11 protein-coding genes and 1 pseudogene are annotated in these 15,378 nt (G+C 69.2%); 7 read left to right on the top strand and 5 right to left on the bottom strand.

Going from position 1 to position 15,378, the window contains the following annotated elements:
- A partial coding sequence (locus VFA06_RS07210) for a glycoside hydrolase family 6 protein (protein ID WP_324839649.1) occupies window positions 1-1,274 on the bottom strand: 1,274 nt, incomplete at its 3' end.
- 571 nt (window positions 1,275-1,845) lie between these two features.
- On the opposite strand from VFA06_RS07210, the pseudogene VFA06_RS07205 reads away from it, so the two are divergent.
- From VFA06_RS07205 to egtD, 5 genes and pseudogenes are all read left to right on the top strand, one after another.
- A pseudogene (locus VFA06_RS07205) lies at window positions 1,846-3,294 on the top strand (alpha-L-fucosidase); the annotation flags it as partial.
- A gap of 153 nt (window positions 3,295-3,447) precedes the next feature.
- Window positions 3,448-3,885 (top strand): universal stress protein, encoded by a 438-nt coding sequence (locus tag VFA06_RS07200; protein ID WP_324839647.1) that lies wholly within the window; start codon window positions 3,448-3,450, stop codon window positions 3,883-3,885.
- A 211-nt stretch (window positions 3,886-4,096) separates the two neighbouring features.
- A complete protein-coding gene (gene egtA, locus VFA06_RS07195) occupies window positions 4,097-5,368 on the top strand; it encodes an ergothioneine biosynthesis glutamate--cysteine ligase EgtA (RefSeq protein ID WP_324839646.1) in 1,272 nt (423 codons plus the stop codon).
- A 77-nt stretch (window positions 5,369-5,445) separates the two neighbouring features.
- A complete protein-coding gene (gene egtB, locus VFA06_RS07190; RefSeq protein ID WP_349260090.1) occupies window positions 5,446-6,783 on the top strand; it encodes an ergothioneine biosynthesis protein EgtB in 1,338 nt (445 codons plus the stop codon).
- Window positions 6,784-7,625: 842 nt separating this feature from the next.
- Window positions 7,626-8,627, top strand: a complete 1,002-nt coding sequence (egtD, locus tag VFA06_RS25850; RefSeq protein WP_414639843.1) for an L-histidine N(alpha)-methyltransferase — start codon at window positions 7,626-7,628, stop codon at window positions 8,625-8,627.
- Window positions 8,628-8,836: 209 nt separating this feature from the next.
- On the opposite strand, the gene VFA06_RS07180 is transcribed toward egtD, so the two are convergent.
- The 4 genes from VFA06_RS07180 to VFA06_RS07165 all read right to left on the bottom strand — a co-directional run bounded on the left by VFA06_RS07180 (window position 8,837) and on the right by VFA06_RS07165 (window position 12,018).
- A complete protein-coding gene (locus VFA06_RS07180) occupies window positions 8,837-9,625 on the bottom strand; it encodes an amino acid ABC transporter ATP-binding protein (RefSeq protein ID WP_324839643.1) in 789 nt (262 codons plus the stop codon).
- Window positions 9,622-10,524 (bottom strand): amino acid ABC transporter permease, encoded by a 903-nt coding sequence (locus VFA06_RS07175; protein WP_324839642.1) that lies wholly within the window; start codon window positions 10,522-10,524, stop codon window positions 9,622-9,624. Before VFA06_RS07175 ends, VFA06_RS07180 begins: the two co-directional genes overlap by 4 nt.
- Window positions 10,525-10,536: 12 nt before the next feature.
- A complete protein-coding gene (locus VFA06_RS07170; RefSeq protein ID WP_324839641.1) occupies window positions 10,537-11,442 on the bottom strand; it encodes an ABC transporter substrate-binding protein in 906 nt (301 codons plus the stop codon).
- A gap of 210 nt (window positions 11,443-11,652) precedes the next feature.
- The gene (locus VFA06_RS07165) at window positions 11,653-12,018 is read right to left on the bottom strand and encodes a group 1 truncated hemoglobin (protein WP_324839640.1); all 366 of its coding nucleotides are present in this window, start codon (window positions 12,016-12,018) and stop codon (window positions 11,653-11,655) included.
- Window positions 12,019-12,644: 626 nt separating this feature from the next.
- Here VFA06_RS07165 and VFA06_RS07160 point away from each other — a divergent pair.
- Both VFA06_RS07160 and VFA06_RS07155 read left to right on the top strand, forming a co-directional pair.
- Complete coding sequence (locus tag VFA06_RS07160) at window positions 12,645-14,393, top strand: ABC transporter substrate-binding protein (RefSeq protein WP_349260087.1); 1,749 nt, start codon at window positions 12,645-12,647, stop codon at window positions 14,391-14,393.
- 9 nt (window positions 14,394-14,402) lie between these two features.
- A complete protein-coding gene (locus VFA06_RS07155) occupies window positions 14,403-15,365 on the top strand; it encodes an ABC transporter permease (protein ID WP_324839638.1) in 963 nt (320 codons plus the stop codon).
- Window positions 15,366-15,378 lie beyond the last annotated feature (13 nt).

The raw sequence follows: 15,378 nt of genomic DNA, 5'->3' as shown, positions 1-15,378 counted from the left end.
AGCTGCTGGAATTGTGCGGCGAACCAGTTTCCGGCGGGGATGTCGTAGCCGGGGATGGCGTCGGTGGGGTAGGTGCCGCCGTTGCCGTCGGTCTGGGTGCCGTTGGGGTCGCAGTGGGGGTCGCCGTGGGTGTGGGTGGCGGTGGGGTAGTCGCCGTCGGATTCGCCCGGGGGCTTGATCCATACGTCGGCGATGATGTGGTCGCCGGAGCCGTAGGGGTTGGCCTGGGGGCGTGCCCCGATGCCGGCGCCGTTGACGTTGCACCAGTCGCCGCGGAAGGGCCGCTGGTCGACCTTGTTGGCGGCCACGTAGGTGTCCACGGTGGTCGGGCTGGAGTTGAGCGAGGTCGGGCGGGCCGATCCGCCCCAGCCGTTGCGCGAGGTGTCGATGAGCATCCCAACGGTGCTGGGGAAGCCGCTGGAGACGAACTCGTTGTACATCGCCTCGTCGTAGCTGTGCTCGTCGAAGTACGGGTTCCACTGGTAGAAGGTCGCGGACTTCAATGGCTGCCCGCCCACCGTCAGACTCGAATTGGGCAGGAACGGCTCGTCGGACGGGGTGGTGTTCGCGGTGTCGGAGACGAAGCCGTCCACCGTCGCGTAGCCGCCGGTGGCGGACTGCACGACCTTGGCGTATTCGGGGCCCGCGCCGCTCATGTTGTTGGGCCAGCCGAGCCAGCCGGAGTGGCCGATGTCGAGGTAGTTGTAGATCTGCGGGCCGATGGCGTGCAGCTTGCCCAGCGCGTAGGCGATGCCTTTCTCGTAGTAGGGGATCGCGGTGGCGCAGGCGGACTTGCTCTGGTTGGTCACGGCGTTGGGCAGCGAGTCGGGCTCGATGAAGTTCACGATCCGCAGGTTGCTGTACTTCGAGTTGCCCTCGAGCGCGACGATCGGGTCGATGTACTGCGACTCGTACTGCGTCAATCCCGCGTCGGTGGCCGGAATCTCACCGTTGGACGCGAGCGCCGCGCAGTCGCGTCCGGGCAGGTCGTAGACGACGACCTCCACCAGAACCGGACTCGAACTGCTCTGCGCCTGCGTCACCGCGTTGTCCAGCTGCGCCTGCAGGCCCAGGTGGGTGCTGTCGCCGGCGATGGCGCCGATGTGGTCCATCCAGATCGCGGTCTGATAGCCGGCGACCTTGGCCTCGGCGGAGCTGCCGTCGGCGGAGGCCTGCGCCTGCACCTCGGAGACGTAGTTCGGGTTCAGATACGGACTCGAACCCACGAACGGATTCGCGACATGCGCGGCCGCCTGAGCGGATTGGATGCCCACGAGGGGTATCAGCAGGGAGGCGCCGACGGCGAGCGCAAGGCACGCGGCTCGAGTCGGCCGGTGGTGATTAGCCACTGGGTGTCTGTCCTTTGGCATCAATAGGCCGGAGCGGTCAGGAGCTAGACCGGCCGGGTGGGTGGAGCGCAGTGATGGGATCGCTACGCAGCGCCAAAGTACGAGCTGTGAACGAAGCGTCAACGTTTCGCGACGGCGATACCACTCTCACCAGCTTGGCAGCTGGAGAATGTCATGAAAGTTGCAATCCCGCGCGTGGCGACGGGCCCCGTTCAATTGGCCGGCGAATTCATCGATCCGAGTCGAACGATTGTCGATCTCGCTCGAATATCGCGAACAGGCCGAACACTCGGGCCGTTGCGGGGCGGCCGAATACTCGTATTGCGCCAGCACGCCGCCATGTAACTTTCTTGAAAGCTTTCGGACCTTCGAAAATTTCGGGCCGAGGGCCTCCTGGAGGGCCCTTCCCGCATGTGGCGTTCGATAGTACGGTCGCGCGATAGTTTCGCGTCTTACACTCCCGTCCTTCCCCCTGACTCCGCGACGGAGGTAATCCGTGCCGCTGCCCGCCACCGCCCCCTTCACTCCGACCTGGGCGTCGCTCGACCAGCATGTCGCGGCCCCGGAATGGTTCCAGGACGCCAAGTTCGGGATCTATCACCACTGGGGTGCGTTCAGCGTTCCGGCATTCAACAGCGAGTGGTATCCACGCGAGATGTACCGGCCCGGCAGCATCGACCGCGAGCACCACATCGCGACGTACGGTGACCCCGCGCAGTGGCCTTACCACTACTTCATCGACGGCGGCCGCGACAAAGCCGGACGCCACGTGCAGTTCGCGCCGAAGCTCGCGTCGGCCGGCGGGGACTTCGACCCGCGCGCATGGGCCCAGGTGATCGCCGACGCGGGAGCGCGCTTCGCCGGTCCGGTGGCGGAGCACCACGACGGCTTCTCGATGTGGGACAGCCGCGTCAACGAGTGGAACTCAGCCGCGCGAGGGCCGCGGCTGGACCTGCTGAGCCTGTTCGCCGAGGCCTACCGGGAGCAGGGGTTGAAGCTGCTGGTGGCCATGCACCACGCCTTTCATTTCACCGGGTACTTCGATCACGTGCCGCCCCAGCCCAGCCAGACGCTGCGCAAGCTCTACGGCCAACTGGACCCGAGTGCCGAAAACCAGCTGTGGCTCGCCAAGCTCAAGGAGGTCATCGACCTCGCCCGGCCGGACATCATCTATCAGGACGTGAACCTCGACAAGATCGACAAGTCGGCCGGCCTGGAGTTCCTCGCCTACTACTACAACCGGGCCCGCGAGTGGGGCGCCGACGTCGTGACCACCTACAAGGACGGGTTCAACGGCAAGGGCGAGGTCTTCGACTACGAGCGCGGCGGTCCGGCCGATCTGACTTACCCCTACTGGCTCACCGACGACATCCTGAGCACCTCCAGCTGGTGCTACACCGAAGGCATCAGCTACCACCCGCTCGAGGTGATCGTGCACTCGCTGATCGACCGGGTCAGCAAGAACGGCGGCGTACTGCTCAACATCGGCCCGACCGCGGAGGGCGTCATCCCCGACGAGCAGCGCAGCCTCCTGCTCGGCATCGGCGATTACCTGCGCCGGTACGGCGAATCCATCTACGAGACGCGAGCCTGGGACGTCTACGGCGAGGGGCCGACCGCGATGGGCGGTGGCTCATTCACGCCGCCGGTCGCCGGTACCGCACGGGACATCCGCTTCACCCGCGACAAGCGCAACACCGTGTTGTACGCGACGATCCTGGGCTGGCCGGCCTCGACACTCGCGATCACCACACTCGCGGCCGGCCGCGTCGACCTCACGGGGCTGCGCGCACTTGAGCTGATCGGTCCGGGCACGGACGAGTACGTTCTTGTCACCGAACATCGTCAGGATGAGACCGGCCTGCACGTCACGCTGCCGCCGGCGCCGCCGTTCAGCGCACCCGCGTATGTCCTCAAGCTGACGTTCGAAGGGCACATCCCGACCCCGCGACGCTAACCTCGGCACCGGCACCGGCACCGCCGCTCGCGCGTGGCGCGGATCACTTCGCATCAGGGAATTGGCTCCGTCGTCTGCTCGCTGATCCAGCACAGAGGGCCGCAGATCCGTGAGACCCCGTTCGGATTGGAAGCTGATCCTATGTACAAGAACATTCTCGCCGCAGTCGACGGCACGGAGCACGGCGCGGCCGTGCTGGACGCCGTGTCCTCTCTCGCGAAGCTGAGCGGGGCGACGGTCCACGTCATCCACATCCGGCCCCTGCAGGTGCTCGGCGGCACGTTCGCGCCCTCCGCCGTGGTCTCCCCGGAAGAGGAGGCGGACGGCCGGCGGGTGGTGGACGAAGCGCTGGCGCGGCTGCGCGAGGACGGCGTCACCGCCGAGGGCGAGGTCGACGACGGCCTGCGCGAGGACCTGGCCGACATCCTCGTGCAGCGGGCGCGGGCGCTGGGCAGCGACCTGATCGCCGTCGGACCGGGCCACTACAGCGGCATCTCGGCCCTGCTGCACTCGAGCGTGAGCCGCGGCGTCGCGAAGAGCGCCGGGGCGTCGGTCCTGCTGGTCCACAGCGAGGCGTAGCCGTAGGCGCGAACCTCGCGTCCCGCGCGGCCCGCCGTTGCTCGAAAGAGCACGGCGGGCCGCGGGCATATCCGGCGATCGAACCAGGGCCGCGCGCGACGCGTTCACCGTAATGCGCTCTTTGAGCGTTTCGTAGAGACCTAGCTTCCCGTACCGTCATCCTCAGTGCGATCTCCATCCGGAGAGGCACGATCCGACCCGGGAGGGCGTCGTGGACGTTGATCTGCGTGAGGAGGATGCCGAGGCGCACGTGCACGGCGTGTGCTTCAAGACCGGACCACCCGAGCGCGTAGGCGTGGAGCTGGAGTGGCTGGTTCACGACAGCGCCGATCCGCGTTCGCCGGTCCCGGTCGATCGGCTTGACGCGCTGCTTTCAAGCATTGACACACATACGTTCACCCACGGCGGCGCGATCACGCGCGAGCCCGGCGGGCAGATCGAGCTCAGCGCTCCGCCCGGTATCGGGGTCGCCGAGTGCGTCGCGCAGACCGCCGTGGATCTCGAGGCGCTGCGCCGCATCAGCGCTGAGCACGGGCTCGTACTCGTCGGCAGCGGCCTCGAACCGCTGCACAGCCCCGCGCGGGTGCTCGACCACCCGCGATATCGCGCCATGGAGGCGCACTTCGACCGCGCCGGCCCGTGGGGCCGGGTCATGATGCGCAGCACCGCCTCCGCGCAGGTCAACCTCGACGCGGGAGAGCGCGGAGCCGGCGTCGGCGGCTATCACCACCGATGGCAGCTCGCACACCGGCTCGGGCCGGTGCTGGTCGCGGCGTTCGCCAACTCCCCGATCCACCGCGGCGCGGTGACCGGCTGGCGTTCCACCAGGCAGGCCGTCTGGTATTGGACCGATCCCGGCCGTACCCGTCCCCCGGAGCATCACAGCGATCCCGGCCTCGCGTGGGCACGGTATGCCCTTGACGCTCCGGTGCTGTGCATACGGCGATCCGAGCAGGCCGACTGGGCGGCGCCGCAAGGCCTGACGTTCCGCGCGTGGCTGCGCGGGGTGCCCGGCCTGCCGCGGCCCAACCGAGACGACCTCGACTATCACCTGACCACCCTCTTCCCGCCGGTGCGCCCGCGCGGCTGGCTGGAGCTGCGCATGATCGACGCGCAACCCGGCGACGGCTGGCAGGTCGCCGCCGCCGCGGCCGCCGCCCTGCTTGACGACCCGGCCGCCGCCGACTGCGCCTACGAGGCCACCGAGCCCTACTGCCGCGGCCGCACCCTGCCGGATCACAGCGTCTGGCTGCGCGCCGCCCGGCTCGGACCGGCCGACCCGGAGATCGGCAAGGCGGTGCGCACCTGCCTTGCCGCCGCCGAGAGCGCCCTGGGCCGGTCCGCGGGCACCGAGGCGCTGCGCCGCAGACTCGCCGAGTTCATCGAGCAATACGCCGAACAGGGCCGCTGCCCGGCTGACGACCAGCTCGACGCACTACGCCGCGGCGTGCGCGGCGCCCGACCGAAGGAAGGCAGACCGTGACCGACAAGATCACCTCAGCGCGTGACGAAACCGCCCCCGACGCAGGCACCTTCGCCCCGCCTTCCGGCCCCGACCACCTGCCCGCCACCACCCCCGACGCGTTCAGGGAACAAGCCGCCGCCGCGCTGCTGACCGCCCGAAACCGCACCCTCGCCCTCACCGGCTGCGTGGATGACGACGACCTGAAGGCCCAGCACTCCCCGCTGATGTCACCGCTGGTCTGGGACCTGGCCCACGTCGGCAACCAGGAGGAGATCTGGCTGGTCCGCGAGGCGGGCGGGCGCCCCGCGCTGCGCTCGGACCTGGACTCGATGTACGACGCCTTCCAACATCCCCGAGCCGACCGACCCGCCCTGCCGCTGCTCTCGCCGCGGCAGGCCCGCGCGTACATCGCCGACGTCCGGGAGCATGCGCTCGACGTGCTGGAGCGGACCCCGCTGGAGCCGACCGGCGGTCGCGGCGACACGCTGTTGGGCGACGGGTTCGTGTTCGGCATGATCGCGCAACACGAGCAGCAGCACGACGAGACCATGCTGGCCACGCACCAGCTGCGCCGCGGACCCGCAGTGCTCGCCGCGGCGGAGCCGCCGCCGGCCGCGGTCGACCCCGCGAGCCTGCCGAGTGAAGTGCTGATCCCCGGCGGCCCATTCGTCATGGGCACGTCCACCGAACCGTGGGCGCTGGACAACGAACGTCCCGCGCACCAGGTCGACGTGCCGGCGTTCTTCCTGGACACCTTCCCCGTCACCAACGCCGCCTACCAGCAGTTCATCGACGACGGCGGATACCGCGATCCGCGCTGGTGGACCGACGACGGCTGGGAGCACCGCGAGCAGGCCGGGCTTGAAGCCCCGCTGTTCTGGGAGCGCGACGGCGGTGACTGGCTGCGACGACGCTTCGGCGTACTCGAGCCGGTACCGCCGCAGGAGCCGGTAATGCACGTGTGCTGGTATGAGGCCGACGCATACGCGCGCTGGGCCGGTCGTCGACTGCCGACAGAAGCGGAGTGGGAGAAGGCGGCCCGGCACGATCCGGCCGGTGACCGCTCGCGCCGCTACCCGTGGGGAGACGACGATCCACAGCCGCGGCACGCGAACCTCGGGCAGCGCCATCTGCGCCCCGCACCGATCGGCGCCTATCCGGACGGAGCCTCGCCGCATGGCGTGCACCAGTTGATCGGCGATGTGTGGGAGTGGACCGCCAGCGACTTCCTCCCGCATCCGGGATTCACCGCGTACCCGTACAAGGAGTACTCGGAGGTCTTCTTCGGGCCCGGATACAAGGTGCTGCGCGGCGGGGCGTTCGGCGTCGCCCCGGTCGCCTGCCGCGGCACGTTCCGCAACTGGGACTATCCCATCCGCCGGCAGATCTTCAGCGGATTCCGCACCGCGCGCGACGCCGAAGGAGTCCGGTGATGTGCCGACACGTGGTCTACCTCGGCGCGCCGGTGACGCTGGCCGAGGTGCTGATCGATCCGCCGCAGAGCCTTTACCGGCAGTCCTGGGCGCCGAAGCTGCAGCGCTACGGCACGGTGAACGCCGACGGCTTCGGCGTCGGCTGGTATCCGGTCGGTGCGGCATCAGGTGCGGCATCAGGCGCGGCCACCGCGCGGATCGGCGACTTCGCGGACGTCTCCGAAGCCGCGGCGCGCCCGGCCAGATACCGGCGCTCGGTGCCGATCTGGACCGACGCGAACCTCGCCGAGCTCTCGCGCGTCATCTGCACCGGGGCCGTGCTCGCGGCGGTCCGGTCCGCGACCGAGGGCACCAGCCAGGACGAGTGCGCGGCCGCCCCGTTCCGGGACGGGCCCTGGCTGTTCAGCCACAACGGCGCGATCCGCGACTGGCGGCTGCTGCCGGACGAGGTCGACCTCGGCCTTTCCGCGGCCGACCTGCTGGGGCTCGAATCCTCCTGCGATTCTGCGCTGCTCTGGGCGGCGGTGCGCACTCGGCTGCGGGCGGGTGAGCCGCCGCAAGAAGCGCTCGTCTCGGTGGTACGACAGGTCGCCGCGGCGCGTCCCGAAGCGCGGCTGAATCTGCTACTCACCGACGGACGCATCGTCGTGGCGACCCGCCACGGTGACACGCTCTGGTATCGCGAGGCACCGGACGGTCTGGTGCTGGCTTCCGAACCCTATGACGAGAGCGCGCAGTGGCGAGAAGTGCCGGAAGACAGCCTCGTGTACGGCAGCGTCTCAGAGATCTCCATCCGCCGGCTCAGCACGGACGCGGCGGCGCGTCAGAGCGCGAGTGACCCCGTGGCGGGGGAGCAGTACGCATCCGGGCAGCGCTTTACCCTCGAACACCGCCTGACGCCGGACTACTTCGTCACGCGGCTACGCGAGGACGTGCTCGAAGGGCTGGCCGATCCGCCGCGATCGCTGCCGCCGAAATGGTTCTACGACGCGCGCGGCAGCGAACTGTTCGAGGAGATCACCCGGCTGCCCGAGTACTACCTCACCCGGGCCGAGCAGGAAATCCTCGACGCGCGCGCCCCGCAGATCGCGCTGGACACCGCAGCCGGCACGCTCGTGGAGATCGGCGCGGGCTCCTCGCGCAAGACACGCACGCTGCTGGACGCGCTCACGCAGGCCGGCACGCTCGAGCGCTACGCGCCGCTCGATGTCAGCACCTCCGCACTCGTGGAGGCCGGCGAGGCGTTGTGCCGCGACTACCCGGCGCTTCACGTCACCGCCACCGTCACCGATTTCGAGACCGAACTGGTCCTGCCGCACAGCGACGGACCGCGCCTGATCGCCTTCCTGGGCAGCACGATCGGCAACTTCACCCCGGTGCGCCGCCGGGACTTCTTCACCGCGCTGCGCGCCGCCATGACGGATCAGGACACGTTCCTGCTCGGCGCGGACCTGGTGAAGGACGCTGATGTGCTCTGGCGCGCCTACAACGACAGCAGGGGAGTGACCGCCGCGTTCAACAAGAACGTGCTGCATGTTCTCAACCGCGAACTGGACGCCGACTTCGACGTCGACGCGTTCGACCACAACGCGGTCTGGAACGCCGGGCAGGACCGCATCGAGATGTGGCTGCGCTCGCGGCTCACCCAGACGATCAAGGTCCGGGCGCTCGACCTGACCCTGGAGTTCGGCGACGGCGAGGAGATGCTCACCGAGATCTCGACCAAGTTCCGTCGCGAGGACCTGGTCGCGGAGCTCGCCCGCGCCGGGTTCCGGGTGCGCGAATGGTGGACGGACTCCGCGCGGCGCTTCGCGCTCCTGCTCGCTGCGCCCGACGGCCGCTGAAGCCGGACTCGGCAGTCCCCGGCCACCGCTGTGGTGCCGGGGACGGCCGAAGGGGCTTGCCAGCGGCGGCCGCCGGTGCACGGGCCACTGATCCGTCTCGTGCGTGTGAGTGGCATGGTGTCAGTGGCCATCGCGTCAGTGGCCATCGCGTCAGTGGTCGAAGTGCAGTGGCCATCGTGCCGCTTGTCAGAGTGCCACCGGTCAGCGTGTCAGTGGTCGAGGACTCGGGCGAGGAAGCGTCGCGTAGCGGGTTCCTGCGGGTCGGTGAAGATCTGCTCGGCGGTGCCGTGTTCCCGCACCACTCCGTCCTCCAGGAAACAGACCTGGTCCGCGGCGTGCCGGGCGAAACCCATCTCGTGCGTCGCCATCACGATGGTGAATCCACGCCGCTTGAGCTGCCCGACGACCTCGAGGACTTCCCCCACCAGTTCCGGGTCGAGCGCGGAGGTGATCTCGTCGAGCAGCAGCAGCTCCGGCTCGGTGGCCAGCGCCCGCACGATCGCCGCGCGCTGCTGTTGCCCGCCGGAGAGCCGGTCGGGGTACTCCGCGGCCTTGTCCGCCAGGCCGAATCGCTCCAGCAGTTCGCGGGCCTCGGCCTCAGCCTCGCGGCGGGGCTTGCGGTGCACCCGGCGCGGGGCGAGGGTGATGTTGTCCAGCACGGTCAGGTGCGGGAAGAGGTTGTAGGCCTGGAAGACGACGCCGATGCGGCGGCGGGCGGCGTCCGCGTCGAGCGCCGGATCGGACAGCTCGGTCTCGCCGAGGTGGATCGTGCCGTCGTCGATCTCTTCCAGCAGGTCGATGCAGCGCAGCAGGGTGGACTTTCCGGACCCTGACGCGCCGATGAGGCAGACCACCTGGTGCGCCGCGACGTCCAGGTCGATGTGGTTGAGCACCGTTTTCGAGCCGTAGCGCTTACGCAGCCCCCTGATGCGCAACAGCGGGTCGCGGGTCGCGTCGCGCGACGGGGGAGGAGCGCTGTCCACTGTCGTCTCGCTCATCGCGCGGCTCCAGCGAACTGGCGCTCGGCCGCGCGCGTGGCCAGCCGATCGGTGTATCGGGCCAGCGGCACGGTAACCGCGACGAACAGCAGCGCCGAGCCGAGGTAGGGCGTGTAGTTGAAGTGGCTGTCCGCGGCGATCTGGGCTTGACGCAACGCTTCGAGCGGTCCGAGCGTCGCGACCAGTGCGGTGTCCTTCTGCAGTGAGACGAAATCGTTGAGCAGCGGCGGTACCACATTGCGCACCGCCTGCGGCAGCACGACGTAGCGCATCGCCTGGGCCTCGGTCAGGCCGAGCGCGCGCGCCGCGTTGCGCTGCGAGGGGTGCACCGAGTTGAGTCCCGCGCGGAACACCTCGGCGACATATGCCCCGTACGAGAGTACGAGCGCGATCGTGCCGAGAATCCACGGCTGCGACGGCGTGCCCTGCAGTTGAAGCGCCGGGATGCCGAATCCGACGGCCAGCACCACCAGCAGCGTCGGTGTGCCGCGGAAGATGTCCACGTAGCCGACCGCGAGCAGCCGCACGGGCAGCAGCCCCGGAGCGCGCGTCGAGCGCACCAGGGCCACTACCAGTCCGAGCACGAGAATCGCCGGCTCGGCGATCAGGAACATCTGCACGTTGAGCCAGAAGCCGTCGAGGATCTTCGGGAACGACGAAGTGAATTCGGAGCCTGACAGGAAGGTGTCCTTGACCGGCTGCCATCCCGGCGAGAGCACGACGAGGGCGCCGGCCACGACCGCGAACACTGTCGTGCACGTGACCGCGATCCAGCCGTCGCGTCTGCGCTTGCGCGCGCGATACCTCTCGCGCTCCAGTTGCCGGGCGCTCGGGCGGTAGTTCTCGGCCGGGTCGGACTGCCGAGGCGCGGTCGCGTCCCGCGCGAAGGTCTCACTCATGGTTCGACGACGCTAGCTGAGCTTGGGCGCGTTCACCGACTGCGACAGCCACTGGTCGGTGATCTTCTGCAGCTCGCCGCTGGACTTGAGCGCGGCGATGGCCCCGTCGACGCACGGCGTCAGGGCGCTGCCCTTCTTGAGCAGCAGCCCGAACTGCTCCTGGTCGCCCGCCTTGCCGGTGTAGTCGAACTGGCCGAGCACCTTCGAGCCGTCGATCTGCGCCCCCGAGATGTAGAAGGCCGTGGGCAGGTCGGTGATGATGGCGTCGACCTGCTTGTTCTTCAGGGCGTGGGCCGCGTCGTCGGTGCCGTTGAACACCGCGGGCTGCTGCGTGGGCTTGATCACGTTGCCGACGGCCTCGTAGCTCGTGGTGGCCACCTGCACGCCGATCTTCGCGGACTTCAGGTCGGCCAGCGAGGTGGCGTTCGCGTACTTCGAGGAGTCGAGCACGACGATGCCCTGGTTCGCGGTGTAGTAGCCGGTGGAGAAGTCCACCGCCTTGGCCCGGTCCGCGGTGATCGAGATCTCGTTGATGTCGAAGTCGAAGTTCTTCGCGCCAGGGGCGTAGGAGCTGTTGAAGGGTTCGACCACCCACTTGACCTGGTCCTTGGCGAACCCGAGCTGCGCGGCTACCGCGTAGGCGACGGCGCTTTCGAAGCCCTTGCCGTCGCTCGGGTCGTTGTTGTCGAACCAGGGCGCGTAGGCGGGACTGTCCGTGGCCACCGTCAGCTGGCCCGGCTTGTACAAGCTAGGCGCGTTGGTACCGCACGACGCACTCGCCGAGCCGGACGCGGCGGAGGCCGTGCCGGCGGTGGTCTTCTGCGCGCACGAGCTCGCGGCGACGGTCAGCAGCGCGGCCGTCCCAAGACTCAGGAAGACGCGGACGCGGGGAAGGCGGGCACGGGCGACGCGGGGCATGGCGGCGGTCCAATCCGAAGGCTGCGATGGGTTCGATGGTGACAGACGTGGCGGCGTAGCGGGACTCGCTATCGACACAGGTCTGCGGCGCAGCGCTCGTGATCGACGTGGCGGCGACGCACGAGGACGACGGACGGGGACATGCGGGGAGCATCACCGTTGGACCGGATCTCTGTCAATCCGGCGAAGCCCTATCTCAAGATGTGGTCGTCAGGTGGTGACCGAAGCGGTCACGATGTCGCTGCGCAGCGGCGCCAGCAGGCCGCCGATCTCACCGATCGTCTCCTGCGGAACGCCGAGCCCGGTCAGCGTCGCGACCAGGTGCGCGACGACGGCGTCGAAATCCGCCTCGCCGATTTCGAGCCCCGCGTGCGCGGCGGCCATGTCGCGTCCCTGATAGATCTGCGCGCCTCCGAGCGCCGCGGTGATGAAGGCCCGCTGGTGCGACTTGAGCCGCTTCAGGTCGACCTCGGCGAAGAACGGCGCGAGCTGCGGATCGGCCAGCAGGCGCGCGTAGAAGTCGTCAACGGCGGCTTGGACGGCCCCGGCGCCGCCGATGGACTCGTAGATGCTCATGGGGCAGCTCCTCGGGTGGCGTTGCGCGGTCGGTGGGTCGGGAAGGGACCGGCACGACACTAGGAAGCTCGTGTTGCCTGCGTTTTCCGAGGTTGCAAAGCGCGGGGAGGTTCTTGCTCACATGGCGCGACGCGCGGAGTGAGATAAGCAATCACCGACGCCCCGCGCCCGGCAAGGCTCAGCTCGGGGGCCAGCGCGAACTGGAGCGCGGCAGATTGGATCACGGTTTGACCATTCCGCAGCTCGTGGTTAGGGTCGAACTCGTGCGGTATTACGGTGCTCGGCTTCGGGCCACTTACGAGCTGGTACTGCTCGGCGTTCACACGCACGCTGTCGCTGACGTCCTCTGTCGCTGAGGCCGCCGACCGCGATCCGCGTCAGGCCGAGTGCAGTACGGCCATGTTCTCGCGGACGCTTCCGCCACTGAACCGCCCGGCTTCGACCCGGGCCTGGTTCTGATCTCCTCCACGCAGCACTGACCGCGACATCCCCGCCGGGGTGGATGGCGCGCGGCTGCATTGTCACAGTTTTCGATGTCACCGTTTCCGATGTCACAGCGTCCTGCGATATCACAGTGTCCTGCGATCGCTCAGGCGCTTGTCTCGCCACGTCAGAAAGACCATTCGATGCGCACGCGCATATCCACTTCCCATCCGCGCACGTCGCACCCGCTGCGCGTGACCGCTTTGAGCATTGCCGCAGTGTCTGTGGGCGCCGTCCTCGCCGGCTGCTCGTCCACGTCGAGCCGATCCTCGGCCTCGTCCGCGTTCAGCGCCGCGAACTGCAAGGGCGGCACGCTGACCGTGCTGGAGCAGGGCAGCCTCTCGGAGTTCGACCCGGCCCGGCTCTACACCTCCGGGGGCGGGCAGATCCCGGCCTTGTTCTTCCGCGCGCTGACCACCCGTGACCGGGTGCCTGGCGCGGCCGGCGACACAGTCGTGCCCGACCTGGCCACCGACACCGGCGAGCCGAGCCAGAACGCGACGGTGTGGACCTACCACCTCAAGCCGGGGCTCAAGTACCAGGACGGCACCGCGATCACCTCCGCGGACATCAAGTACGCGGTCGAGCGCACCTTCGACGCCCAGCTCGCCGGAGGGCCGCCCTACCTGCGCGACTGGCTGGTCGGCGGCGACACGTACCAGGGTCCGTACAAGGATCCGAAGGGCCTTTCCTCGATCGAGACCCCGGACGCGGACACGATCGTGTTCCACCTGCGCAAGAGCGAGGGCGGCTTCCCGTACCTGGCCGCCATGACCCAGTTCGCCCCGGTGCCCAAGGCCAAGGACACCGGCACCCAGTACGCTGACAACCCGGTCTCCAGCGGCCCGTACCAGTTCGCCGGCTACACCCCGAAGAAGCAGCTCGAGCTGGTGCGCAACAAGTACTGGTCCGCGAGCACCGACAGCCAGCGCCTGGCCTGCCCGGACAAGATCGACATCCAGTCGGGCCTGGACGCCACCGTGATCAATCAGCGCCTGGCCGCCGGGGTGGGCGCGGACAAGTACGCCATCACCACCGACACCAGCATCGGCCCGACCCAGCTCGCGCAGCTGACCGGGAACAAGGCGCTGGCCTCGCGCGTGATCACCGGTGCCTTCGCCGAGACGGTGTACCTCGCGTTCAACACGAAGAAGGCGCCGTTCGACAACCAGCTGGTGCGCGAGGCGCTGTCTTACGCGGTGGACCGGCAGGCCGTGGTCAACGCGGTCGGCGGCAGTTCGCTGGCCACCGCGGCGACCACCTTCCTGCCGAACCAGTCCGCGCTCGGCTACCACCCCTACGACTACTTCCCGGCCGGCGCGTCGGGAGATGCGGCCAAGGCCAAGCAGATCCTCGCCCAGGCCGGCTACCCGAACGGCATCAGCGTCACCCTCAACTATGAGAACACCGATGACGACGGCGACGGCCCGGCCGTGGCCACCGCGCTGCAGGCCGCGTACGCGCAGGCCGGGATCCACGTGAAGCTCGCCCCGACCGGCACCGACTCGGACGCGTTCCGCGCGGTCGTCGGCGACACCGCGAACGAGCCGGGCCTCTCGCTCAACACCTGGGGCGCGGACTGGCCCTCGGGGGCCCCGTTCCTGACCCCGATCTTCGACGGCCGGGAGATCGTGCAGGGCGGTGGCAACTTCAACCTCGCCCAGTACAACGACGCCGCGGTCAACGCGCGGATCGACCAGATCAACCAGATCACCGACAACACCGCCGCGCAGCAGCAGTGGGGTGACCTGGACGCGCAGCTCGGCAAGCTCGCGCTCACCGTGCCGTTGTACTTCCCGAAGAACCTGACACTTTTCGGACCGGGCGTGAAGAACGTGTACCTGAGCGAATGGCGCGGCACGTACGACATCGCCGTCGTCTCGGTGAAGTAGGCGGAACGGGTGAGCACCACCGCACTGACGGCGGCCGCGGAGGCATCGCAAGAGCCTGCCTCCGCGGCGCCGACCGGGCCGCGGGCCCTGTGGCGCACGCTGCGGCGCGACCGCGCGGCGATGGCAGGGCTCGTCGTCGTGGCCGCGCTCGTCCTGCTCGCCCTCGGCGCGCCCTTGTGGACCGCGATCGAGGGCCAGAACCCGTACGCGTATCACGACAACCTGCTCAACTCCGCCCTCGGCGGCGCGCCCCTCGGCTCGTTCGGCGGGATCGGCGGCGCGCACTGGCTCGGCGTCGAGCCGCAGACCGGGCGCGACCTTTTCGCCAGGATCGCCTACGGCGCGCAGGTCTCGCTCGCCGTGTCGATCGGCGCGACGCTGCTGCAGGTGTTGCTCGGCGTCGGTGTCGGACTGGCGGCCGGGCTCGGCGGGCGGTTCGCCGACGCGCTGCTCGGCCGCGCCATCGATTTGGCGATCGCCTTCCCGTACCTCATCTTCGGCATCGCACTGCTCGCCGTCGTGCCGGCCTCCTTCCCCCGGCCGGTCCTGCTCGTCGTCGTGATGGCCGTGCTCGGATGGGGTGGCACGGCGCGCATCTCCCGAGCCCAGACCCTCAGCCTGCGCACTCGCGACTACGTGGCCGCGGCGCGGCTGGGCGGATCGAGTACCGCGCGTATCGCGCGGCGCGAGATCCTGCCGGGGCTCGCCGCGCCCGTCATCACCTACGCGGCGCTGCTGCTGCCGGCGAACATGGTGCTCGAGGCCGGATTCTCCTTCCTCGGCATCGGCGTGCGGCCGCCGACCTCGTCGTGGGGCCAGATCCTTTCGACCGCGACCACCTGGTACTACGCCGATCCCACGTACGTCATCGTGCCCTGCATCGTGCTGTTCGCCTCAGTGTTCGGATTCGTGCTGCTCGGCGAGGGCGTGCGCAAGGCACTCGATCCGCGCGCCGCGAACGGATCGGGCTGACCGATGCGCTCAC

It is taken from the genome of Actinocrinis sp., assembly GCF_035653575.1.
In the GTDB taxonomy this organism is placed as follows: domain Bacteria; phylum Actinomycetota; class Actinomycetes; order Streptomycetales; family Catenulisporaceae; genus Actinocrinis.
This window is presented reverse-complemented; position numbering and strand designations above follow the sequence as displayed.